This window comes from Paenibacillus mesophilus (assembly GCF_005938385.1).
Taxonomy (GTDB): domain Bacteria; phylum Bacillota; class Bacilli; order Paenibacillales; family NBRC-103111; genus Paenibacillus_AB; species Paenibacillus_AB mesophilus.
In genome coordinates this window covers 35,069-58,089 of the sequence record NZ_VCRA01000021.1, presented here as the reverse complement: position 1 = coordinate 58,089, position 23,021 = coordinate 35,069, and the positions used below count along the sequence as shown (strand labels likewise).

Below are 23,021 nucleotides of genomic sequence, written 5' to 3'. Positions count from 1 at the left end.
GACTATTGTTTCTTTTTGTATTCCTCGATCGCGATGTTCGCTTGTTCCTCCGCTTGCAGCAAAGCGCTATTGATGTCCAGTTTCCCTACATTTGTTTGTGTGAAGAAAGAACTATACGTGTTTACGATCTTGGCATCATAAGGCGTTCTTTCCGGAATCGGTGCGAAATCATTGTAAAATACAGCTTTCATATTCCGGTCCCGGTAAGGAGAGTCCTTGCCAAACTCCCGTTTGATTTGTTCCTTGTTCAGGACGGGCATAATGCCTTTGCGCGCCAGACTCGATTGGAATTCGTCGGAAACCATGAACTTGAGCACTTCCATCGCGGCATCTTTATGTTTGGCCATCTTCGTAATCCCGAAATAAGACGGGTACGATTGCGAGCCAACCCCGGGTTTAACCGTGGGCAGGGAGACGATATCCCAGTTTACTTGTTTCAGTTGTTCTTCCCACACATAGATCAGACTCGACAGGTACATCATCATGGCAGCGTTTTGATCTTTGACAAAAGCATTATTATTGTTAGGAACAGTTCCGGTTTGGGACAACAGATTCGTATAACCAGACTCGGTTGTCGGACTCTTGAAGTAGGTTTCGTAGAACGTTTTCCAGCGTTCATCCTTATAAATGGTTGGTTTGTCTGTTTTGGCATCGACACCCGGGATCGACATCGGGTTCATGCGAATCGTGTGTGACGGAGAGTGGACGTATCCCAAATACTGTCGGTTGCCGTCGTTGCGAGAAAGCCGAAGCGACAGCCTAACCATATCTTGCCAAATCATGCCGTCTTTCGGGTATTCAACCCCAAATTTATCGAATATATCCTTGTTGTAATACAGAACCAGATTATTCGTTTGCACGGGGAGTCCGAATAATTTGCCTCCCGAAGCCTGTCTCATCGCTTCGATAATCGTCGGCTCAAAACGATTCAGATCAACCTGATGCTTTTTGATCAGCTCTGACATGTCGTATTCAATGCCGTAGGGAAAAGCCCATTCCTCGAAGTTGCCGATCGACTGGAAGAAAATATCAAACCGCGTTTTGTTGGCAAGCAATTCATCCAGGTTGGTTCCTTGCGTTCTCGTGATATACTTGATGGAATAGTCAGGAAACTTCTGACGAATCAGGTCACCATACCGATAATCAAAGCTTGCTTCGGAGTCGCCGTTATTGGTGTAAAACACGATTTCCACAGGATCTCCTTTTTCGTTTTTGGAGCCGGGAGAATCCGGGGATGTTCTGAAGCCGTTGTCGGCATTTGCCTGTTCGGTTTGTGAACCGTTTCCTTCCGCTACGGTATGAGGCTTTCCGTTACAGCCCCCCAGCAAGGGTGTCAACGTCAGCAAAAACAAGACGCACTTCAGAAAAGCGGCCTTTTCTTTCAACTTGGAACACCATCCTTTTGTTATCGTGATACATATCAAACACAATGTTAGCGCTTACAATTCGAGATGCATTTTTATTTTTTCCTCCGGAAGTTCAAAACTAACGTTGTGTCGAACAGCGCTTTTCAGAAAGCGTTCCGAAGCAACACTGGCTCATTTCTTTCCGCTTCCTCCCCCCTTTCTTTCGTTCAGCACAATCAGCTCTAAGTTTTATGCAGAATAACAACGACAATCTTGACTCTCATTGAGAGTATATAGTATATTTCTGACCAAATATATGAATATTCCTGTTGAATACATACACAATTGTGTTAAGATTAGCTCATTTAACAATCGATTTGATGAACTAACAAAAGGAGATGCTGATTGCGACGTGAACATGCTCCTCGCAGACAGCAGCCATATTCATGATTACATTATCGGGCTTTAATGGATCCAATATCGCGGATCTAGCCAGCAACGGCAATGATCATTACTTCACAGTTAATTCCTGCGGATATGAAAAGTTCATGACAAAAAATGTCAAGAAGCTGAGAGAAAATGGACGGCCAGACTTTCAAGTGATTTATATGCTGAAAGGAACGGGCCATTTTTGGATAGATGGTCGGCAGACCGAGGTAACGAAGGGGCAGATTGTGCTATTCCATCCGGATGAAAGACAAGAATATGCCTATGCTGGCAAGAATTCTCCGGAGCTGTATTGGATTCATTTTTCCGGATACGGAGCGCTCCAATGGCTGGAGACGGTTGGACTTTCCAAAAAACGGATTTATCATGTCGGGAAAGATCCGCAGGCAATCGAGCTGTACAAAAAAATCATGGTTGAACTTCAAATCAAAGCGCCACTGTTTCAATCCGCGGTCGATTCGTACACCATGTCGTTGATGTCGTTATTCGGAAGAAAGGCGAGTCTCATGCAGAAGCCGGAAGCTTATGTAAAGGACCCATCCATCTTGCAAATTATGACTGAAATGCATGCAGATTGCACCAAAAAATGGACCGTAGCGGACATTGCAAAACAATGCGGTTTGAGTCCGAACCGAGTCATGCATAAATTCAAAGAGCAAACCGGCAGTTCGGTCATTGGTTACTTGACCCGTATCCGGATGGATAAAGCCAAGGACATGCTATTGAACACCTCATTGAGCATTAAGGAAATTTCTCAACTCATCGGATACGATAACCAGCTCTATTTCAGTCGATTGTTCCATAAAACGGAGAGCATGTCCCCGAGAGACTACAGGGCAGGGGAGTTCAGACACCTCTAGAAACGTGCTGTTGGCAATCCTGGCATTAGACGCGTGCTGAAAAACATACAAAAACCCGAACTAACCATGAGTTCGGGTTTATATGCTGCCATTTTTTATTTAATCCGGAGTCAATGCCCTCTCCGTTAGTACGGTGGTGGTACAGTCAAATTCGAAATTCAGACAAATATGCTTCATGGTCTTATGGTCTTATGATCTTGGATTTCCACATTCGATATTTGTATAAGCAATCCACGCCACCAGTTCACCTATAGTCATTCCCAATGGACGTTCAGTGGTATTATTGGAGGACTCGACATAATCTTTAATTATTGGTGAGATCAAAAAAATGAAAATAAAGTAAAGAATCCTACCAATTATTAAAAGGAGAAAAAAATAAAATCCGCCCGAAAATGAATGTTTTTTACATTGAATAAGTCCAAATATCAATAAAGCCGAAAACAGAACAATATAGACTACACTAAGAAATATAACCAAAATATTCATAATATCCAGAATATCATCTCCTTTAGTTGGAGCTTTTCTTCACTTTTTGGGGCGTTCTCGGGGGCTCCCCCAAAAGTAATCGGAATATGCTGCGAAGATATTTCTTCACTTTTGGGGGATGTTTTCGGGGTCCCCGAAAAGTAATCGGAATACGCTTCAGAGCTTTTCTTCACTTTTTGGGGAAAGTGAGGGAACTCTTTGCAATAAGCGCTCGTCCAATACATCGAGGTGAACGAAAAGTGGGTTTGGAATATTTGAGCACGCTGTCCGACAGCACGGACAAAAACGCCATCCTATCGGACTTGATGGAGCGCTACGGCAACGACGTATGGAACTACGCGTTTTTCCTGACGAGCCGTTTCGATCAGGCGGACGATATTTTTCAGGACGTCTTCATCAAGGTATACCGCAGCATGTTTTCTTTCCGCGGGGAATCGAGCGTCAAAACATGGCTGCTCGCGATTACGCGCAACGTCGCCAAGGACCATCGCAAGTCGGCATGGGCCCGCCGGGTGCTCTTGATGGCAACGATCCGCCGGTCGGAAACGGCTTCCTCGACGGAAAAGGAAGTGCTCAGCCGGATGGTGAACGGCGACATATGGAAAGCCGTCATGGATTTGCCCGAGAAGCTGCGGGAAGCGCTGCTCCTATACGCCCACCATCAGTTGACCGTTCCCGAAATCGCCTCCATGCTGAACATCTCGCAGGGCACCGTCAAATCGCGGCTCCACCGGGCCCGCGCGAAGGTGCCCGCCATTTTGAAGGAACAATTGATCGATTAGCGATGTCAGACACCAAGGAGGCGATCCGATTGAAATTGAAACGACTGGATTGGGAAAAAGAGCTCCGGCATTTCCCTTTGAATCCGAAGGGCGTGCCGGCCAAATTAAAGCAAACCGTGGAGGAACGAATCGCGATGGGTGCGACACCGAAACGATATAGAGGCGGGGCTTGGGCCGCCGCCGCAGTCATGCTGATCGCAGCGGCCGTCCTGTACGCCGAACGCGAGACGGTCATGAGCCTGTTCAGGCAGGAGAAGGACGAGCTGCCGTTCGACGTCAGCTCGGAACGGTCCATCAAAGTTCATTGGATCGACGGCATGTCCTTCATGAGCCGCTATGGAGAGGCATTTATTATTCAACATCCGAATATGGACGTGGAGACGATCAACTCGCCTCCTTACGATCCGCAGAAAGACCGGACGGCCCAGTTCGAAGAAATGATCGACCGGGACAAGCCCGATATCGTCTACTTGACGACGGACATTTACCGCCAAATGGCCGAGAAAGGCAAGCTGCTGTCGCTGGAAACGTTCATCGGCAAGGACAAGTACGATTTGAACGGCTTTCACGACGGGGTATTGGAAGCGCTGAGGGAAGCGGGCGGCGGCAAGCTGTACGGATTCGCTCCGGACTTCCAAACCAATGCGCTTTATTACAACAAATCGCTGTTCGATAAATACGGAATCCCATATCCGACCGACAAGATGACCTGGGAGGACGTGTTCCGGCTTGCGCAGCGTTTTCCGGCCGATGGCGAAGGGGATAACCGCATTACCGGACTGTCCAGCTCGCTCCTTTCCGCTTCCGCCTATGCAACGGCCGAAACCGCGGGATCGACGTTGGGGCTCAGCCTAATCAGCTCCGACGGCGACAAAATGACGGCGGATACGCCGGCATGGAAGAGCATATGGCAGTTCGTCGAAGACGGAGTCAAGAAAGGCTGGCTGTACGAAGCCAAGCCAAGGACGGGCAGCATATCCGGCATCGATTACTACAAACGGTATCCGTTTGCTACCGGCACCTCCGCCATGATGGTCGGGCAGGCAAGAGTCGCATACGAATTGATCGAAGCGAAGAAACGATACCAGTTGGCCGACTTCGCCTGGGATATCGTTACGGAACCGGTCGATCCGGCCAAGCCGAATATGGCCTCCTCTTTCTCGTTCGACGGCATTTACGCCATTCCGGCACAGTCGACGAACGCGCGAGATGCGTGGGAAATGCTCAAGCTCATACACAGCGATTCGATAGCGAAGAAAGTAGCCGCCCAATACTCCGGCGGACTCGGTTTAAGCACGCGCAAAAGCGTCACCTCGTCGTCGAACGGCTACCATATGGAAGCTTTCAGCGCCTTGAAGCCGGATCCGGAGACACGGTTCAACAGGAACGCGATCCTTTCGCGAGACGTCAATACTGCGATTTCTACCGCAATAAACGAAGAAATCAAAGCCGCGGCAGCGGGAACCAAAAGTCTCGAAGCCGCAATTAACGCCATTCAGCAGCGTGGGCAGCAGGCCATCGAGCAGGCGAAAGCCGCGCAGAAACCGTGAACGGGATGGAGGTTGAACGAACCAATGAAGTCGAATAGCAAATCGGGCTCCCGGTTCGCCGGGGCGGCCCTGACCGCCTTGCTGGCAGTCCCCGTCCTGCTGGCCGCCTGCAGCGCCAAGACAGGCGACGCGCCGGCCAAACAGGTGCTCCGCATCCCGTTCGGCAGTGAGCAAACGTTTCAATCCCAGTACGGCGACTATTTTGCCGTCAAGTTTCCGGACATCCAGGTGGAAATCATTCCGACCGAAGGACTTCGCGGGCCAGGCAAAAACTATACGGAAGAATATGAGAAGCTGATCCGCGAGCAGAAGCCGGACCTGCTCGTCATCTATTCGATCGACTACGACAAATGGGCGTCCAAAGGACTGCTGCTCGATTTGGAGCCGTTCGCCCGGAAATCGAAATTCGATCTGGACAGCTTTACCCCCTCGGCGCTCGCGCAGCTCAAATCAAACACCGAAGGCAAGCTGTTCGGGCTCGCACCGGAATTGACCAGCTATGCGCTGTATTACAACAAAGATCTGTTCGACAAATACGGCGTGCCGTACCCGACCAACGAAATGTCGTGGGAAGATACGATGAAGCTCGCCCGCAGATTCCCGGTCGATCCCGACCCCGCGAAGCGGATATACGGCATTCACGAGAAATATTCGACGCCGTTCGATTTCGTCAACGATATCGCCAGCACCGAGAACGCGGCATATTTAAGTCCTGACAGGAAGAAGATGACGCTTGACTCGGACGTGTGGAAAAAGGCGTTCCGCCAAGTGATAGAGGGTTTCAAGAGCGGCAATCTGTATTATTACTACAAAGACGGCAAGCGGGTCAATTACGGCCCGGAAGAAACGAAGCAAATGGATTTGTTCAGCTCGGGCAAAGCCGCCATGATGATCAGCGGAACCGAGCAAATGTTCCGCATGAAGCAATGGGGGGAGAACGGCCTAAATTGGGACATCGTCACCGTACCCGTCGATCCGGCCAATCCTGAATACACCCGCTATTTTAACGTTAGCCCGATCTATTCGATCGCGGCCAATGCGCAAAATGCGGAAACCGCTTGGAAAGTCGTGCAATATTTCAACAGCGAAGAGGCTGCACGTGTAAACCAGAAAACGTCCGACGTCTTGTCGACCCGCACCGCTTTCGCGAAAACGAAGGACGGTCGCAGCCTGGAGCCGTTCTACACGCTGAAGCGCCGCAGCTTGGAGAACAGCTCGTATGCCGTAATGCCCAGCTCGTTCTACGGTACGTTCGAAACGTTCGTGATTCGCGTAATCGACGATGCGGTCAAGAACCGCCTGACCGTCGACGAAGCGCTGCGGACGCTTCAGACGGAAGGCCAAGCGCTGCTGGATAAAGCTTGGGCGGAAGAAGCCGCCAAGACGAAGTAACATGAAAAGCCGCAAGCCGCCCCGCTTATTCCAGCGGGAGCGGCTTGTCGGTTTATAAATGATGAATTCGATCCTGCGAGTCTTCTCCGGACCTTGAGGTGATCAAGGAAGCCGCCGCCTCGCCCAACAGCATACGGTTGATTACGGACAAAGTCTGCATCTCCGCAGCCGGTTGCCCGGTACTTGCAGCCAAGTAGCGAGGGAGCCACGGGCCGGCAAGTACAAGTCCTTTGCACCGGGAAATGGCGATGTCTCCTGCTGTCAAACCAGCAGCCCTAAGCGACCCATTGAACGGCTCCAGCAGATGGCCGATCGGCCGGTCTTCAGCTGGGAAACCGTCCTCCAGCCGGAAAGCGGAGCCGCCCCATTCTTCCTCCGCCCAATAATAGACGGCCGCCTGCCCGCAGCCTTCCACCTGTTCCCGGATCGCCCGAACCGCTTCCGGGATAGTCGCGTGGAACTCCAAATTGCGACCGGACGAGTCAAGCGCCGTCAGCCCGATATCGGCTCTTGCGCGGCCCTCCGACTCGGAACGCAGGAGCAGCGTATGCCCGTCCGGCAGCACAATCTCCTTCGTTCCGTCAACCTTCGCGTTCCGCATATGAAAAGCTCTGCTAACTTTTCTCGCCAATGCTGTTTTTGCGTAGTCTTCATCGATTAGTCGCCCGTGATCCTCCGTCTCAATGACGAGTGGAGCGTTCAGCAGCCGGTATCCTTCCCGGGTACCCGCGATCAATCCGGCAACCGCGCCGTCGCGCAAGGCAATTTTCGACGACCACCCGTGGAACATCACATCGACGTCCGCTTCCATAGCCCATCGGTCGAACAGCAGCTCCGCGACGGACGAACGGGTTCCCCCGTCGTGCCTCGACCAGCGGGCCAGCTCCTTCGTCAATTCGCCGACTAGCGCCGAATCGGCTTGCGTCCGCTCCAATCCGGCTGTCGCGCACCGCGCGCGGCCGATCTCCCAGCCGTGCGCGCTTCTTCGCTCGACTATCGCCACTTTGCTTCCCGAGCGTGCCAGAGCGGTCGCGCATGCGATCCCGATCAGCCCTCCGCCCGATACGATCGCATCGTACGTTCCGTAAACCGGTATTGCATCGCCAACACCTTTCATGCCTGCTCCACCTTCCCGCTCGTATCGGACTTCAATGCATCCGTTAGCCGATCGCGCACGATTCGGGCCATGTTCCGGGCATATATGCGGCTATCGTTCCGGTAAGCATCCCATATCCGCATGGCGGAATCTTCTCTGCCAAGCAGCCCGAGCAAATAAGCAGCCGTCATGTCGAGATTCCAGCGAATCGAAATCGATGTCTGAATGCCGCTTCCCCAGTCGCTGCCCAAACCGGGATCAGCCAGCAGCAGCTCCGTTTGACGGACGGCTTCCTCCTTCAAGGAGCGCGGAAGGAGCGGAGCAATCTCGATCAAGTAGTGGAATATATGCAGCGTTTGCGCGAAAACGGGCAGCCGAATCGAAGCCACGGCCGACTGCAGCTTGCCGAGCAGCATTTCGGCGCACGACGTCTCCCGCAAATGCTTCAAAGCGACGAGACAGGCGATCCAACGCGGCGGAATACGCGGCTCAAATCCCGGCAGGGCGTCATCATCCTCATCGGCCACGGCGCGAATCAAATCCGGCACCCCGGTCCTATCGCCGTGCAGCGCCAGCGCAATAGCCGCGCCCCGGCGCTGCCGGCCCGTCGACTTCGCGTGCGTTTCCTTCAAGAGAGGGAGTGCGGCGTCTCCGGCTTTCCATAACCACCATAGTGCTTTGCCTTCCTCGTCGGTGCCGAGCGCATCGGCAAGCGAATGAAGCGCTTCGGGCCGGCGGACCGATTCGGGCGTCCATCGGCGTTCCTCCCGTTTGCTGCCTGACAGCGTAACCCAAGGAGCACTGACACGTGTCAAGTCGTCCGCCCGCAGCACGCCTCGTTCGACGAGACGACGCTGCAGGAAGCCGATGTCCAGCTCGCGCGGCTGCCGGCCGGTCGCGCAGCACAGGGCTGCGGCCGTACCGGCGACTTCGCCGACGGCGTGCATATCCGGCTGCATCCGCAGAGCGGCGGAAGCATCATGCTCCATAGACAGCGCGCGGCAAGCGATCAACAGCCCATCCGTTCCGGCAGGAACGAAGCAGCGGAAAGGGACATCGCCCCCGATCCGATGGCTCCAGGCACTCATGACTTCCGTCCACCACTGTGCAAATTTGCTCTCGTTCGCCATATCTTTGGCATGGGTGTCGTAATGGGAATAGCATTTCATCACGACATCGTCGAACCGGCGGTCCATAATCAAATCGTCCAGCGTCAACGTATACTCCCCGCGAACGAGCCTGCCCTCCCGCGCCCCGAAATGCGGAGAGATCGCAATGAAACCGTCTTTGCCAAGCTCCGGGAGTTCCCATAGCAGCTTCCGGGCATACATGATGGCGCGGGATACGTCTCTCGTGCTGGACGTATCGACCCATCCGGCATCGAAGTTGCGGAAATCGGCTATTTCGCTCTCGTTCGAATATCGCGGAGGAACGGAACAGCCGTTCATGACGCCGTCCCACTCGCGCCCTTCCTCGAACGGAACCCCCGCCAAGGCGCATACGTCGCCGTTTCCGGTGCTGTCGAGCGTAATTTGGGCATCAATGCGGACGGTGCCTTCCGGGGTTTCGAACACGGCTCCGGCTACCTTTCTTCCATCCGTCAGTGTTTCGACGGCGACGCAATCGTACAGGACGGCAACGCCGTTTTCAGCCAATATTTGCTGCAGCGCGATTTTTTTCGCTTCCGGATGAAAGCCCTTCGCTTTGCTTCCCAATTCGTCCGCAATGCTCCTCGTCCGTTTGTCCAGTTCCTGTTGCATGCCGACATGCAGCCCCAAATAGTAGGCGTGAATGCCCGTATGGGTACCGACTCCCCCGATTCCCCCGCTGCTCTCGGCCAACACCACTCGCGCGTTTCCGTTCGCGGCGGCGAGCGCTGCCGTCACTCCGGCAGTGCCTCCTCCAACCACAAGCACATCCGTCTCCAGTCGTTTCACTCCGCTTGCTCCTTCCCGCTCCATAATCCCCGGCCGCCTATTTGCCCATCTGCTCGGCGATTTTTTTATTGATTTCTTCCTCCGCCTCTCGTAGGGCGGTATTTACGTCCTTGCTTCCCTGTTGGACTTCGATCAGCTTTTTGTACATGGCCGTGCGCGCAATATCGTCGTATCGCGTATACGGAGCCGGAGCCGCGATCGTATCCATCATGAATGACTGCAAATGCTTCCCTTTCAGCTCCGGGAACATGCTGCCGAATGCCTGTGCCGCCTTCTCGCTGCGGATGACGGGAACGTTGCCTTTGGCCGACAGCGTCGTCTGCACCTCTTCGGATACGAGGAACGACATGAATTGAAAAGCTTCGTCCTTATGCTTGCTCATCGGGGTAATGGCGAAATACGGAGCGTTCATCTGCGTGCCCGCCCCTTTCTTGCCGGCAAACTCGGGGAACGAGACGACATCCCAGTTCAAGCCTTTCTGGGTAGCGTCCGGCAGGAGCGGAATGAGCGTCGGTCCGGTTCTCATCGCCAGCGTCTTCTCCTTCAGAAACAAATCCTGCTCGGCTCCGCCGATATTGCCCTCAATGCGTCCGAAGCTCGACATCGTTTCCATCCATTTTTGCCAAGCATCCGTATTGACCGCCGCCTTCGATGTTTTCGGATCGATGAAAGCAAGTCCCGACTGGTTTTTGTACGTAATGTTCTGCTGGTTGAACATGAACCCCTTATATTGGATACCGCCTTCCATGCGGGTCAGGCGCTTGGCCAGCTCGTATACCTCTTCCCACGTCATGCCGTCTTTCGGGTACGGAACGGCGAATTTGTCGAACAGATCTTTGTTGTAGTACAGTGCAGCCGTACTCATGTAATAGGGCATCATCAGAAACTCGCCGTTCTCGGAATACGATCGGATCACCTGCTCCATGCCGGGATTCAGCCGGCTCAAGTCAAACTTATGCTTCTGAATGAGCGGAGTCAGGTCCGAGATCAGCTTCAAATCCTTGAACGTACCGATCGAAGCGATGCTGCAGCATACGAGATCCGGTGTCTCGCCGGTAGCTAGAGCGCTCTCGAACGTAACTGTCGTCAAGTTGATTTGCACGAACTTCAATGTAATATGCGGGTATTGCGTTTTCAGCATATCCTCGAGCCCCATGTTTTTAAAAAAGAGGGGATCCAGCGTAGCGAAAATCGTCAGCGTCACCGGCTCGGGATTCGTTTGCTTGGCAGTCTCCCCCTCCGTGTTCCGTACACCGGTTTTCCCGCCGCTCCCGGCGCTACACGCCGTCAGCGCAGCCGCAATCATCCATACTAGAATCAAACGTCCCCATTTTGTCCCCTTCATCGAAAAGCCTCCCCCGATATGACCCATCCTCACACTCCGGCCAATCCCTCCGCGCTGGGAATCGCGCAAATTTTCAAGCTGAAACGTTACCAATCGCTGCTTATGCCAATGGCATGCTCGCCGTAGCGCACGCGTTGAACGTTTACCCGATATCGTATACGGCATCCATTTCGCGGGAGCCGTCTGGACCCCGTATGCCGCCACGTTCGGGTTTGTGCTGCCGTTATTTGGGGCTGCTCGTCGCTTTGGCGCGCAGAAAAAGCTTGCGCCGCGCGGGCCGTAACGCGAAATAACGCGCCTACAGGGCGCCGCCCAGCCTGGCGGCAATGCAAGCCGCGTAGCGCTCGTGCCCGAGCCGCGTCGGATGAACGCCGTCGTTCGAGCCGCTGTTCTCGATCGTGCGGAGCAACTGCCCCAAGTCATTCCCTTGCGCCAGCCATCGCTCCCAGTCCGCCTCGATGTCGGCGAGCATGCATCCGCGGCCGGCGGCAACGTCGCGGATCGCCGCGTTGTAATTTCGGATGCGGTCCGAGACGCCGGACGGTGCGTACCACTGCTGCGGATGCCGCGAATAGTAGTACGATCGACCGTCGCCTTCGATAATCGGATGGATCGTGCATAATACCAGCGTTGTGCCGATTCGTTGCAACTGCTCCGCCATATGCGCCAAATTTGTCTTGAACTCGGGTAATGGTACTTTTGCATCCGTTTCCGACAAGGCGACATGATCGTTCATGCCGAACTGGAGAATGCAGACATCCGGCCGGAACGCCAGCACCTCCGCTTCTAAAAGCCGCAAGGCGTCCCGGGTCGTCTGACCCGGGAATCCCGCTTTTCTGATCGCGTAGTCGAATCGTTTGCCGAGCATGTAAAGGTAAGTTTGTTCCTCCTGCAAATGTACTCCTGCCGTAATGCTGTCTCCGAATGCCGCCACCAGCATCTCCGTTGCTCCTCTCGCCGGTTTTTGCTCAGTTTAAAGCGATCGTCTTGACGACGCCGCTATCCGTTTTATAGAACAAGTCGTTCCCGTTGCGGAACAATGCGTTGTTGGGCACCTGCGCCGCCGCGCCGCCATCTGCCAGTTCGACCCCGTCCGCATAAACGAACTGATCGTCCATCGGAAGTGAGGAAATGTTGCCGAAAATAGCGTTCCGCGCCGTCAATCCTTCCACGTTGCGAATGGCCGTATGTCCCCCATGAACAATATTGCCCGAAACGACGCAATCTGTTGCGGACAAATTGATGCCTGTCGTTTGCAGCGGCGTTTCCCTCGTATCTTTCATGATGTTGTTTTGCACGATCATCCGTTTGCAGTCCGTTTTGGTGGACCCCGAATTCGCCGCGCCCCGAATATCGATTGCCTTCGAGTTGGAAACGGTGCAGTTGTCGATCAATATATTGTTCGCAATGATCAGATCGTCGCAGGAAATGACCGATATGCCCAAATGTTTGCTTTCTTTGATCGTGTTTCCGGTGACTTGCACGGCACGACAGTTCATCAGGTTGATCCCGTATCCGTTGCGCAAACAGATATTTCCCGACACCGTCGTTTCACTTAAAAGCGTTGTGGAAGCACCTTCCCTGGCAGCCACGAAAATGCCGGCTATCGCGTTGCCGCTGCATTGATTGTCCGCAACGATGCAGTTGCGGGAAGCGGACGTCGCGCTGCCCAGCGAGTCGCCGACATGAATGCCGTATGTGCCGTTGTTGCAGCAAATGTTGCCGATGATAACCGCTTCCTGCATCCCCTGATGCATCCCTATTCCGGAGTCGTGCTCGTTGTCCGAACACATGTTGCCGATAAACGAAATATGTTTGACGGCCCCCGAATGAAACCCTTTCTTGCCGTTTCCGTGAGAATAACAGTGCAGGAACGCGACATGCTCCGCCGCGACCGGAACGCCCGCGCCGTTGGCCACGACGTCTTTAAACTCGACGTCGTAGACGACAACGAATCGCGATCGAACGGCCAGACCGTAGTTGGCGCTGCCGATCGGCTGCCACAGCGCATTTTGCTGGCGATTGCCGTCCACGGTCAGATGGGCCGCATATATGTTTGCCCCGCTCGCTTCCGTCACGATCACGTTATACGGATTGCCGAACGCGTCGGCTCCGTCCGGTACTTGCAGTATCGTCACGCCACGGCCGGCGCCGATCAGGCTTGTATTGCTTTTGACCGTCAATCCCGGGGAACTGATATGGTACGTTCCGGGAGGAATATGCACAATGCCTCCTCCCGCCAGCGCCGCCGCGTCGAGCGCGTTCTGGATGGCGATCGTGTCGTCCGTCGCGTCACCGGCCGCACCGAACCATTTGACGTTCAGCGTTCCGTCGTGAATGCGCTTGAACCGCGCCCCGCCCGGTGTCGCGACAACGACAGTCCCCGTGTTGTCGGGAGATACGTTATCGGAGGCATCGTAAGCAAAAAAACCTTCCTTCCCCTCGTCGCGCACATAGTACCGGAGCGACTCGCTCGGACTGCTCTCGGCGCGCAAATCGGCCAGTGTGACCGTGACGCAGCAATCCATGTTCATCAGCTCGTTCGGCGTCGTTTTCCGATTGACGTACACCGCATCTGCAACAGGTTGGGCCGATGCGGGGGCGGAAAACAAATTGCCGAGCGCCATCGCCGCTCCCGCCGTTCCCATCGCTGCCAATACCGCCCTGCGGCTCATAGCCGCATTCCAATCGGAATCAGAACGAATATGTTCTTGCTTGGCCATTCGTATTCCTCCTTGGTCAATGTGTCATCCAATTGAATACAGTGCGCTTCCCTCCCGGCACAAATTCAATCCCGCCGCATCGGCTCGGGCAATTTGCCTGCGAGAACGGACTCCGGGGCAACCGCGGATGCGGCGGCTTCGCCAAGCAACAGCCGATTGACGACGGCAAGCGTCTCGACGCCCGCATCGTATCCGTGCGCACATGCCTCCGAATAGCAAGGGAGCCACGGACCGGCAAACAATAGCCCTTTCGTGCGGGATGAAGAAACATGCCGGGTGGTCAGCTCGGCAGGCAGCAACGACCCGTTTGTCTGCCGCAACAGACGGCCGATCGGCCGCTCTTCGCCCGCCTTCGGAAAGCCGTCCTCCAGACTAAAGGCGGGCTCGCTCCATGCTTCCTCCGCCCAGTAGTACGCGACCGCTTCCGCACATCCCTCCGCCTGCTCGCGAATGACTCGCAGCGCTTCCGGTATTGCGGCATGAAATTCCAGGTTGCGGCCTGCCGCATCGGCCGCCGTCAGTTCCATAGCGGCACTGGTGCGGTCTTCCGCTTCGGCGCGCAGCACAAGTTCGCGCCCGTCCGGCAGCGTCAGCGCCTTCACGCCATCCCATGCGGCGTTGCGGAGCAGAAACACTCTGCGAGCCCCTCTCGTCAAGGCGGTTTTCGCATACGTCTCGTCGATCAATCGCCCATGCTCCTCGGTTTCGATTACACGGGAAGCTTCCAGCAGCACGTACCCTTCCCTCGTGCCCGCGACGAGCCCCGCGACGGCGCCGTCGCGGGTGACAACCTTCGACGACCAGCCGTGAAACACGACATCGACACCCGCTTCCATCGCCCAGCGGTCGAACAGAAGCTCCGCTACGGATGCGCGCTGCCCCCCATCGTTTGTCGACCATTGGTCCAGTTCTTCCGCCAGCTCGCCGACAAGAACCGAATAAGCGCTCGCCCGTCCCAGTCCGACTGTCGAGCAGCGGGCCCGGCCGATTTCCCAACCGAGCGCGCTCCTTCGCTCGACAAGCGCCACCTTTTTGCCCGCCCGTGCCAGCGCGGTCGCGCAAGCGACACCGACCAGTCCGCCGCCGGAAACGATGACGTCGTAAGTTCCATATACCGGCATTCCGCCGTTCATGCCGTTTCCACTGTTTGCAAGCTGTCCGCTGTTTGATCTGCTCATGCCTGACTCACCTTCCCGCTCGTTGTGGATATCCGGTTGTTCGCCAATCGTTCGCCGATGATTCGCGCCATATTGCGCACATAGACGTGCTCGTCGTTCCCGTAAGCGTCCACGATTCGTCCGGCGTCCGTCTCTTGGCCAAGCAGTCCGAGCAAATAGGCGGCCGTCAATTCGACGTTCCAGCGAATCGAAATCGATGCCTGAACCCCGCTCCCCCAATCGGCGCCCAGTCTCGGATCCTCGAGCAGCAGCGCGGTTTTCCGCGCAGCTTCCTCACGCAACCCGGGAGAAAGCAGGTGAGCAATCTCAATCAAGTAATGCAAAATGTGCAGCGTCTGCGCAAATACGGGCAATCGGATCGAAGGTGCGGCTGCCGGCGGCAGTTTGCGCAGCAGCATGTCGACGCATGACGTCTCCCGTAAATGCTTCAAAGCGACGAGACAGGCGATCCATCGCGGCGGAATGCGCGGCTCGAAGCCCGGCAGCGCGTCTTCGTCTTCGTCGGCCACCGCGGATCAAATCCGGCACTCCGGTCCGGTCGCCGAGCAGCGCCAACGCGATCGCCGCTCCCCGGCGCTGCTTCCCGGCCGACTGCGCATGCGTCTTCCGCAATATCGGGATGGCGTCGGCGCCGCTCTGCGACAACCACCAAAGCGCTTTTCCTTCCTCGTCGGTGCCGAGCGCTTCCGCAAGCGAACGGATCACGTCCGGCCGGAGGACCGACTCCGGCGTCCAGCGCCGCTCCTCCCGCTTGCTGCCGTGCAGCGTCACCCACGGTGCGCCGAGCCGCGTCAAATCGTCCTCTTGCAGCACGCCGCGTTCCATCAGGCGCCGCTGCAGCGCGGCCACATCCAGCTCGCGCGGTTGCACGCCGGACGAGCAACACATGGCGGCGGCCGTACCGGCCACCTCCCCGACGGCGTGCATGTCGGGCATAATTCCCAATCAAACCGTTCTCCCCATCCCCGCCAAGGCTATCCCGCCAGCCTTCTAACCAAATTCTCCCCCGGCGTTCCGTGTTCCGCTTCCTGACGTTTCAGGCATCACCTCCTTCAATAATCCGAACGGGCATCCTTGCACGGCATTGACGAAGTTTCTCCACCCCTTTTTGTAAACGTTTTCAAATAAAAACCGACTCGAAATCCGCTTTAAACTGCAGTCCCCGTCTTTTTTAATTTGTACAAGTTATCATAAGTTAACATTTAAGTTAACGATTTGTTAACTGAATTGTAACCTCTTTTTCCCTTCAAATCAACAATAATTTTCCAAGCGCCGTCAAAAAAACACACAAAAAAAGACCGTCCCATCCGGCATCGGCCGTATTCAGGGACAGTCCTGTTATTTTTCTTAAGCTCCGTATGCTAAGGCGAACAAGCAAGCTGCGTTTTTCCGTCCGACAACGGCACGCAGGAAGCCCTTTCGACCAGACGGGTGGAAATCAAAACTTGTCTTGCGGGCTGGCCGGGGCTCTCGATCAGATCAAACAGCATCTTGGCGGAAAGCGTGCCCAGCGATTCCATGTCCTGCTCTATGATCGTGACCGGCGGACTCTCGTACGGGAACGAGGCGGTATCGTCGAACGAAACCAGCGACAGCTCTCCGGGTACGCTCTTGCCGACAATTCGGGAATGCTGCAGCGCCATATGGCCGAGCAGCGACGTCGTTGCAAAGGCTGCCGTCGCCCCCGACTCCTGAAGCTGCTTCCAGCCCTCCTCATCGGGATTGAACGATGTCGATACCCGGATAACCGAATCATCGCCGAGCTCGACCCCAGCCGCCCGCAAGGCGGCAAAATATCCGTTCAAACGATCGGTCTCCCATGGAGACGGTCGGTGGCTCATAATTGCGGCAATACGGGTATGGCCCAGCTTCAACAAATATTCGGTCGCCGTGACCCCGCCGTCGTAATTGTCGGATGCGACGGAATGCAGCGGATTGTCCCAATCGGCCAACCGTCTGCTGCCTACGAAAACCATCGGGAACTCCCGTTCCGCCAGGCGCCGGAATCCGTGCAAATGCGACTTGCACGTAATAACGATAATACCGTCCACTCCGGATTCGGCGACTTTGCCGTACACTTCTTCGGCATCTTGCGCTTCATCCGATGCTTGGACCCCGATCATGACGATGTTGACACGGCTGCGGGAGCCTTCCCCGCATATGCCCATCAGCGTATCCCTGAAAAAACCTTGACCGGTCGAATGGCCGCTTCCGCCGATATATAGAACTCCGATCGAACGGCTCGCCTTCCATTTCGTTTCGGTCGCGTCCGACTTGAGCGAGGGCAGCAAGTACCCGATATTTTGCGCAATCGTCTTGATTTTCAGTTTCGTCTCTTCGGAAATGCGCGGATGATCGGCAAGAGCAAGTGAGACGGTCGCTTTGGAAACCCCCGCGATTTTGGCGATGTCGTTCATCGATGGCATGTCGTTTTCCCCTGTCCGCTGCGTTTCCCCTTATTGTAAACATTGCAGGTTAATATTTCAACATCCACCGTTCTGTTAACTCGATCGTTAACGAGCAAAAAGCCCCGGTTCGGGATTGCGGCTGCTGCTGCTCCGTTTCCCCGAACGGGACCGAATGAATTAGTTCGCTATTATTCGTACCAGTACCCTTTATGGCCTTTCTCCAATCGCATAAGCGCTTCGAGGTAGTAATAGTCGCCCCAGATGACGAAATCGTCAGGCGACGAGTTGCCGCGCACGTGGTAAGAGCCGTGCTTCAGCAGCCCTTCTACGCTTTCATCGCCGATCGTCGAATAGTTCGTGACGAGCGACTTCATCGTGCGTTCGAGTCCGTCCTGCAATTCGGCGCGCGCCGGATCGTTCGGCTCCAGATGGCCGAGCAGCTCCAGAATGCCGCAAGCCGTAATGGCGGAAGCGGAGCTGTCTCTAGGCGTTCCCGGCTCGATCGGCACGTCGAAATCCCAATACGCCACATCGTCGGCCGGCAAGCTTTTCAGGAAGAAGCGCGCGAGGCGCTTGGACGTTTCCAAATAAAGCGGGTCTTTCGTATAGCGGTACGACAGCGCAAAGCCGTAAACGCCCCAAGCTTGTCCGCGCGTCCAGGTAGAACCGTCCCGGTAGCCTTGATGCGTGCCGCCGTGAATCGCGTCTCCCGTTTCTTGATCGAAGTAGAACGTATGATAGGAAGAATCGTCTCCGCGTACGAGAAACCGCCGGCTCTTGTCCGCATGGATCGTCGCGACGTCCCGGTACTTCTCGTCCCCCGTCTTCTCATAAGCCCAATACAGGAGCGGCAAATTCATCAGGCAGTCGATAATGATGCGTCCGCCGTTCTGCTCATGGCCTTCCGGACCCCACGCCTGGATAAGTTGGCTCTTCGGCCGCCAGCGGCCGAGCAGATGGTCGGCTGCTTTCAGCGTAAGCGCCTTCGCTGCCTCGTCCTTCTCGACCATCCACTGTGCTTTCGACGACAAAGAGTACAGGAAGCCGATATCGTGATGGTCGATCGCGACTTTCGCATCCAGCCGCTTGCGGAAGCTCTCCACGTTGGCGCGGGCCGCATCGCGGAATTTCGCGTCTCCCGTATATTCGTAGCACAGCCACAGCATTCCCGTCCAGAAGCCGTCCGTCCAATCCGTATTCGGATTCAGCTTATACTTGATGCCGCCGTCGACGCTGACGTGCGGGAACATCTCTCCGCCGTACCGGTCGATATTAGCCGATGTTTTCAATACCGCATTCTCGATCGCTTGTTTCCACATGTTGGTTTGCTCCTCTCAAATGTACCGGGTATGCTGTTCATGTTCCGGAGGACAACCGCTCGACGAGTGTGAGCGGAATTTTTACTTCACCGCCTGCGTCGGGGGGCTGAAACGCTTTATCGCCTTTGGCCTTCAGCTTCGCCTGCTCGCCCAAATGGGTCATCATCCAGCGGAACGAGATATCGGCCTGATGCTCGTACGGAATGTTGAACGTCGTAATGGCCGGATACGAATGCTCCGCTACGAACTCGTTATTGATGCCTACAACCTTGAACCGCTCCGGAACCGCATAGCCGCACTCGATCAACCGGTTCTGGCAAACGAACGCTTTCCAGTCGTCGAAGCAGATGACTCCGGCAGGCGCCTCCTCTTCACTTCGCTCCGCCAGCCATCCCGGCAAATCTTTGTCGGCAATGTCTCCCGTATCGATCATATCGGACGGATAAGCACCGCCGATCAAGCGCAGCCCATCCCGGAAACCGTTCATCCGCTGTTCGTTCGTGGCGAAAGCCCGACGGTTGCCGTAGTAGTAGAAGGAACGGCAGCCCTGCTCATGAAGATGAACGACCGCATCGACGCATGCTTGGTAGACGTTCAAGTTGACCGTTCCGATCGCCATCCGCTGCAGCTCGTTCCAACAGTTGAAGAACAGGATCGGCGTTCCGTCGTTCACTACCTTGCGCGCCGATTCTTCGGACATCGCCAGGCCGTGGCAAAACAGCCCGTCCACACGGCGTTCCAGCAGCTTCTCGAGCAGACGCGTCTCTACCTTGGAATCCAAGTCGGTCGAGAAGACGGACAAATGGTAGCCGTATTTATGGGCCGTCCGTTCCATCTGCTGCGCAAACAATCCGTAGTAGCCGACGAAGCCGGGAAGCAGCAATCCGACTTCGTACGATTTGCGGCGGCTTAAAGAAGCGGCCATCACGTTGCGCCGGTAACCCAGCTTCGCAGCGGCCTCTTCGACTTTGCGGATCGTCTCCTCGGTCAGCGGCACATTGCGGCGATTGAGCACATTCGATACCGTCGCAGTCGATACACCCGCTTCTTTGGCGACATCGAACACGGTGGCCTGCCGGTGATCCGACATCGGTCATGCACCCCTTTTATTTAAACGTTTAAATCAAGTATAAATTTAAACGTTTAAACTGTCAAGACGAGAGTGTCGAAAATGAGCGCGAAGATATTGGGATGAATGCGGGAACTAGCGCATGATGAACGCAAAATGACAAGGCTGACGCGAGAAAAAAGCGTGATGATACAAGGTAGTAGACGCAAGATTTGCGCAAGGTCAGTGCAGGATGAACGCAAATAGCGCAGGAAGGGCGTGAAATGTTCGAAGGATGCGGCCTCTCCATTTCGTTCAAACTTCAACTCAGACAAACAGTACCACAGCGCCTGCACACGGACTCGCACCGCCAAGATTCCAATCAAGCCAAACGATACGACAGCGCGCCCCACATACAGACAAACAAACGATTTCGCACGAGTTGCTGTCGACAGACAAGGTTAAGCAACCGCCATACGAAGAGAATGCTTCGGCTACAGCCACTCTATTTCCCGACAAACAAAAGGAGGATGCTGCACCCGCAGGTACGGCATCCTCCTTCTACGCTATTCCAAGCCGGCTTACATGCCGAGCCATTTCTTGAACAAATGCTTCGTCGTCTCGGCATTGATCGCCGCGATCGACGTCGTCAGCGGAATGCCTTTCGGGCACGATTGCACGCAGTTCTGCGAGTTGCCGCAGCCCTCGATGCCGCCGTCCTCCATGAGCGCTTCCAGACGTTCGTGCTTGTTCATTTCGCCCGTCGGGTGCGTATTGAACAAGCGGGCTTGGGAAATCGGAGCCGGGCCGATAAAGCTGGAACGGTCGTTGACGTTCGGACAAGCTTCCAGGCAGACGCCGCACGTCATGCATTTGGACAGCTCGTACGCCCATTGACGCTTCGATTCCGCGAGCCGCGGTCCCGGACCGAGATCGTATGTGCCGTCGATCGGGATCCATGCTTTGACGCGCTTGAGCGAGTCAAACATCCGCTGCCGGCTGATGACCAAGTCGCGAACGATCGGGAACGTGGACATCGGAGCGACGCGCACCGGCTGCTCCAGCTTGTCGATCAGAGCCGAACAAGCTTGGCGCGGCTTGCCGTTAATGACCATGGAGCAGGCGCCGCATACTTCCTCGAGACAGTTCGACTCCCAGCATACCGGAGTCGTTTTGCCGCCGCTTGCCGTTTGCGGATTGCGCTGAATTTCCATCAGCGCGCTGATGACGTTCATATTCGGGCGGTAAGGAACTTCGAATTCTTCCGTATACGGCTTCGAATCCGGGCCGTCCTGACGGGTGACAATCAACTTAATTTTTTTCGTCTCAGCCATGATCAGTGACCTCCCGCCTTCTTGTTCGCCGTGTAATCGCGTCTACGCGGCTCGATCAGCGATACGTCGATATCTTCGTACGAAATTTGCGGACCGTCCGGAGTCCATTTCGCCAGCGTCGACTTCATGTACTTGTCGTCGTTGCGGTCCGGGAATTCCGGCTTGTAGTGCGCGCCGCGGCTTTCGTCGCGCATAAGGGCGCCGACGGTCATCGCTTCGGCCAGCTCCAGCATGTTCCACAGCTGACGGGTGAAGGCAACGCCTTGGTTGTTCCAGCGCGCGGTATCGTTGATGTTGATCTTTTGATATCGGGCTTTCAATTCCTTGATCTTATTGATCGTGTCCTGCAGCTTGCTGTTGTAGCGCACGACCGTCATGTTGTTGGTCATCCATTCGCCCAGTTCCTTATGAAGGACATAGGCGTTCTCGGTGCCGTCGAGCTTCATCAGCTTTTCGTACCGGTCCGTATTTTTCTTGGACTCGCGGTCGTATACGGCACTCGACACGTCTTCGGAAGATTTGTTCAAGCCTTTAATGTATTCGATCGCCTTCGGCCCTGCCACCATGCCGCCGTAGATAGCCGACAAGAGCGAGTTCGCGCCGAGACGGTTGGCGCCATGGTATTGGTATTCGCATTCGCCTGCGGCGAACAGTCCGGGAATATTCGTCATTTGGTTGTAATCGACCCACATGCCGCCCATCGAATAGTGAACGGCCGGGAAAATTTTCATCGGAATTTTTCGCGGATCGTCGCCCATGAATTTCTCGTAAATTTCGATGATGCCGCCAAGCTTGACATCCAATTCCTTCGGATCTTTGTGCGACAAGTCGAGATATACCATATTCTCGCCGTTGATGCCGAGCTTATCGTCCACGCACACGCTGAAAATTTCCCGTGTCGCGATGTCGCGCGGAACGAGGTTTCCGTATGCCGGATATTTTTCTTCGAGGAAGTACCAAGGCTTGCCGTCCTTGTAAGTCCAAATCCGGCCGCCTTCGCCGCGCGCCGACTCGGACATGAGACGAAGCTTGTCGTCCCCCGGAATGGCCGTCGGGTGAATTTGAATGAATTCGCCGTTCGCGTAAGTAACGCCTTGTTGGTACACCGCACTTGCGGCCGTACCGGTATTGATGACCGAGTTCGTCGTTTTGCCGAAAATAATGCCGGGTCCGCCCGTAGCGAGGATTACCGCATCGGCACGGAACGTCTTTACTTCCATGCTGCGCAGGTCTTGCGCGCTCACGCCGCGGCATACGCCGTCGTCGTCGATGGCGACGGACAGAAACTCCCAATGCTCGTACTTCGTGACGAGCCCTGCCGTCTCCCAACGGCGAACTTGCTCGTCAAGCGCGTACAGCAGCTGCTGTCCGGTCGTCGCACCGGCGAATGCGGTGCGGTGGTATTGCGTACCGCCGAACCGGCGGAAATCGAGCAAGCCTTCCGGCGTACGGCTGAACATGACGCCCATCCGGTCCATTAAGTGAATGATGCCGGGCGCCGCTTCGCACATCGCCTTGACGGGAGGCTGGTTCGCCAGAAAGTCTCCGCCGTAAACCGTATCGTCGAAGTGCTCCCAAGGGGAGTCGCCTTCGCCCTTCGTATTGACCGCTCCGTTAATGCCGCCTTGGGCGCATACGGAGTGGGAACGTTTAACAGGTACCAATGAGAAAAGGTCGACGTGAACCCCGGCTTCGGCGGCCTTTACGGTAGCCATCAGCCCGGCAAGTCCTCCGCCTACGACAATAATTTTGGAATTTGCCATTACAGTT

Annotated in this window: 18 protein-coding genes; 4 read left to right on the top strand and 14 right to left on the bottom strand. The window is 55.4% G+C overall.

The annotated features are described in order from the left end of the window. Window positions 1–2: 2 nt before the first annotated feature. A complete protein-coding gene (locus FE783_RS27735) occupies window positions 3–1,385 on the bottom strand; it encodes an ABC transporter substrate-binding protein (RefSeq protein WP_158302060.1) in 1,383 nt (460 codons plus the stop codon). A gap of 407 nt (window positions 1,386–1,792) precedes the next feature. Here FE783_RS27735 and FE783_RS27730 point away from each other — a divergent pair, with 407 nt between their 5' ends. The 4 genes from FE783_RS27730 to FE783_RS27715 all read left to right on the top strand — a co-directional run bounded on the left by FE783_RS27730 (window position 1,793) and on the right by FE783_RS27715 (window position 6,863). After that, entirely contained in the window at window positions 1,793–2,653 is an 861-nt protein-coding gene (locus tag FE783_RS27730) for a helix-turn-helix domain-containing protein (RefSeq protein ID WP_138882631.1), read from the top strand. A 725-nt stretch (window positions 2,654–3,378) separates the two neighbouring features. Continuing rightward, window positions 3,379–3,921, top strand: a complete 543-nt coding sequence (locus FE783_RS27725; protein ID WP_238403280.1) for an RNA polymerase sigma factor — start codon at window positions 3,379–3,381, stop codon at window positions 3,919–3,921. Window positions 3,922–3,950: 29 nt separating this feature from the next. After that, window positions 3,951–5,471: an extracellular solute-binding protein gene (locus FE783_RS27720; protein WP_158302059.1), complete on the top strand. Its 1,521-nt coding sequence runs from the start codon at window positions 3,951–3,953 to the stop codon at window positions 5,469–5,471. Between the two features lie 24 nt (window positions 5,472–5,495). Next, window positions 5,496–6,863 carry an ABC transporter substrate-binding protein gene (locus tag FE783_RS27715; protein ID WP_138882628.1) on the top strand — a complete coding sequence of 456 codons (1,368 nt, stop codon included), beginning with the start codon at window positions 5,496–5,498 and terminating at the stop codon, window positions 6,861–6,863. A 52-nt stretch (window positions 6,864–6,915) separates the two neighbouring features. Here the strand turns inward: FE783_RS27715 and FE783_RS27710 are convergent, their stop codons facing one another. From FE783_RS27710 to sdhA, 13 genes are all read right to left on the bottom strand, one after another. After that, window positions 6,916–7,980, bottom strand: a complete 1,065-nt coding sequence (locus FE783_RS27710) for an FAD-dependent oxidoreductase (protein ID WP_138882627.1) — start codon at window positions 7,978–7,980, stop codon at window positions 6,916–6,918. Beyond that, window positions 7,977–9,920 carry an FAD-dependent oxidoreductase gene (locus FE783_RS27705; protein ID WP_138882626.1) on the bottom strand — a complete coding sequence of 648 codons (1,944 nt, stop codon included), beginning with the start codon at window positions 9,918–9,920 and terminating at the stop codon, window positions 7,977–7,979. Before FE783_RS27705 ends, FE783_RS27710 begins: the two co-directional genes overlap by 4 nt. A 13-nt stretch (window positions 9,921–9,933) precedes the next feature. Continuing rightward, on the bottom strand, window positions 9,934–11,241 hold the full coding sequence (locus tag FE783_RS27700) for an ABC transporter substrate-binding protein (RefSeq protein WP_158302058.1): 1,308 nt from the start codon (window positions 11,239–11,241) through the stop codon (window positions 9,934–9,936). Window positions 11,242–11,539: 298 nt separating this feature from the next. Next, window positions 11,540–12,181 (bottom strand): SGNH/GDSL hydrolase family protein, encoded by a 642-nt coding sequence (locus FE783_RS27695; RefSeq protein ID WP_138882624.1) that lies wholly within the window; start codon window positions 12,179–12,181, stop codon window positions 11,540–11,542. Between the two features lie 28 nt (window positions 12,182–12,209). Then, entirely contained in the window at window positions 12,210–13,964 is a 1,755-nt protein-coding gene (locus FE783_RS27690) for a glycosyl hydrolase family 28-related protein (RefSeq protein ID WP_138882623.1), read from the bottom strand. Window positions 13,965–14,029: 65 nt separating this feature from the next. Next, entirely contained in the window at window positions 14,030–15,142 is a 1,113-nt protein-coding gene (locus tag FE783_RS27685) for an FAD-dependent oxidoreductase (RefSeq protein WP_138882622.1), read from the bottom strand. Continuing rightward, window positions 15,139–15,465, bottom strand: coding sequence for a hypothetical protein (locus tag FE783_RS27680; RefSeq protein WP_420799775.1), 327 nt, complete (start codon window positions 15,463–15,465; stop codon window positions 15,139–15,141). The genes FE783_RS27685 and FE783_RS27680 overlap by 4 nt, the downstream gene beginning before the upstream one ends. Next, window positions 15,449–15,955 carry a hypothetical protein gene (locus FE783_RS27675; RefSeq protein WP_238403283.1) on the bottom strand — a complete coding sequence of 169 codons (507 nt, stop codon included), beginning with the start codon at window positions 15,953–15,955 and terminating at the stop codon, window positions 15,449–15,451. Before FE783_RS27675 ends, FE783_RS27680 begins: the two co-directional genes overlap by 17 nt. Window positions 15,956–16,503: 548 nt before the next feature. Next, window positions 16,504–17,568, bottom strand: a complete 1,065-nt coding sequence (locus FE783_RS27670) for a LacI family DNA-binding transcriptional regulator (protein WP_138882619.1) — start codon at window positions 17,566–17,568, stop codon at window positions 16,504–16,506. Window positions 17,569–17,738: 170 nt separating this feature from the next. Then, window positions 17,739–18,869: a glycoside hydrolase family 88 protein gene (locus tag FE783_RS27665; RefSeq protein ID WP_138882618.1), complete on the bottom strand. Its 1,131-nt coding sequence runs from the start codon at window positions 18,867–18,869 to the stop codon at window positions 17,739–17,741. A gap of 37 nt (window positions 18,870–18,906) precedes the next feature. Then, a complete protein-coding gene (locus FE783_RS27660) occupies window positions 18,907–19,959 on the bottom strand; it encodes a LacI family DNA-binding transcriptional regulator (protein WP_138882617.1) in 1,053 nt (350 codons plus the stop codon). Between the two features lie 539 nt (window positions 19,960–20,498). Beyond that, complete coding sequence (sdhB, locus tag FE783_RS27655; protein ID WP_138882616.1) at window positions 20,499–21,251, bottom strand: succinate dehydrogenase iron-sulfur subunit; 753 nt, start codon at window positions 21,249–21,251, stop codon at window positions 20,499–20,501. A 2-nt stretch (window positions 21,252–21,253) separates the two neighbouring features. After that, window positions 21,254–23,014 (bottom strand): succinate dehydrogenase flavoprotein subunit, encoded by a 1,761-nt coding sequence (gene sdhA, locus FE783_RS27650; RefSeq protein WP_138882615.1) that lies wholly within the window; start codon window positions 23,012–23,014, stop codon window positions 21,254–21,256. Between the last annotated feature and the right edge of the window lie 7 nt (window positions 23,015–23,021).

Bases quoted from the DNA above. Each gene is read 5' to 3' on its own strand.
- FE783_RS27730 (WP_138882631.1), top strand. From the start codon at position 1,793: ATGATTACATTATCGGGCTTTAATGGATCCAATATCGCGGATCTAGCC.
- FE783_RS27715 (WP_138882628.1), top strand. From the start codon at position 5,496: ATGAAGTCGAATAGCAAATCGGGCTCCCGGTTCGCCGGGGCGGCCCTG.
- FE783_RS27710 (WP_138882627.1), bottom strand. From the start codon at position 7,980: ATGAAAGGTGTTGGCGATGCAATACCGGTTTACGGAACGTACGATGCG.
- FE783_RS27705 (WP_138882626.1), bottom strand. From the start codon at position 9,920: ATGGAGCGGGAAGGAGCAAGCGGAGTGAAACGACTGGAGACGGATGTG.
- FE783_RS27700 (WP_158302058.1), bottom strand. From the start codon at position 11,241: ATGAAGGGGACAAAATGGGGACGTTTGATTCTAGTATGGATGATTGCG.
- FE783_RS27695 (WP_138882624.1), bottom strand. From the start codon at position 12,181: ATGCTGGTGGCGGCATTCGGAGACAGCATTACGGCAGGAGTACATTTG.
- FE783_RS27690 (WP_138882623.1), bottom strand. From the start codon at position 13,964: ATGGCCAAGCAAGAACATATTCGTTCTGATTCCGATTGGAATGCGGCT.
- FE783_RS27685 (WP_138882622.1), bottom strand. From the start codon at position 15,142: ATGAGCAGATCAAACAGCGGACAGCTTGCAAACAGTGGAAACGGCATG.
- FE783_RS27670 (WP_138882619.1), bottom strand. From the start codon at position 17,568: ATGCCATCGATGAACGACATCGCCAAAATCGCGGGGGTTTCCAAAGCG.
- FE783_RS27665 (WP_138882618.1), bottom strand. From the start codon at position 18,869: ATGTGGAAACAAGCGATCGAGAATGCGGTATTGAAAACATCGGCTAAT.
- FE783_RS27660 (WP_138882617.1), bottom strand. From the start codon at position 19,959: ATGTCGGATCACCGGCAGGCCACCGTGTTCGATGTCGCCAAAGAAGCG.
- sdhB (WP_138882616.1), bottom strand. From the start codon at position 21,251: ATGGCTGAGACGAAAAAAATTAAGTTGATTGTCACCCGTCAGGACGGC.
- sdhA (WP_138882615.1), bottom strand. From the start codon at position 23,014: ATGGCAAATTCCAAAATTATTGTCGTAGGCGGAGGACTTGCCGGGCTG.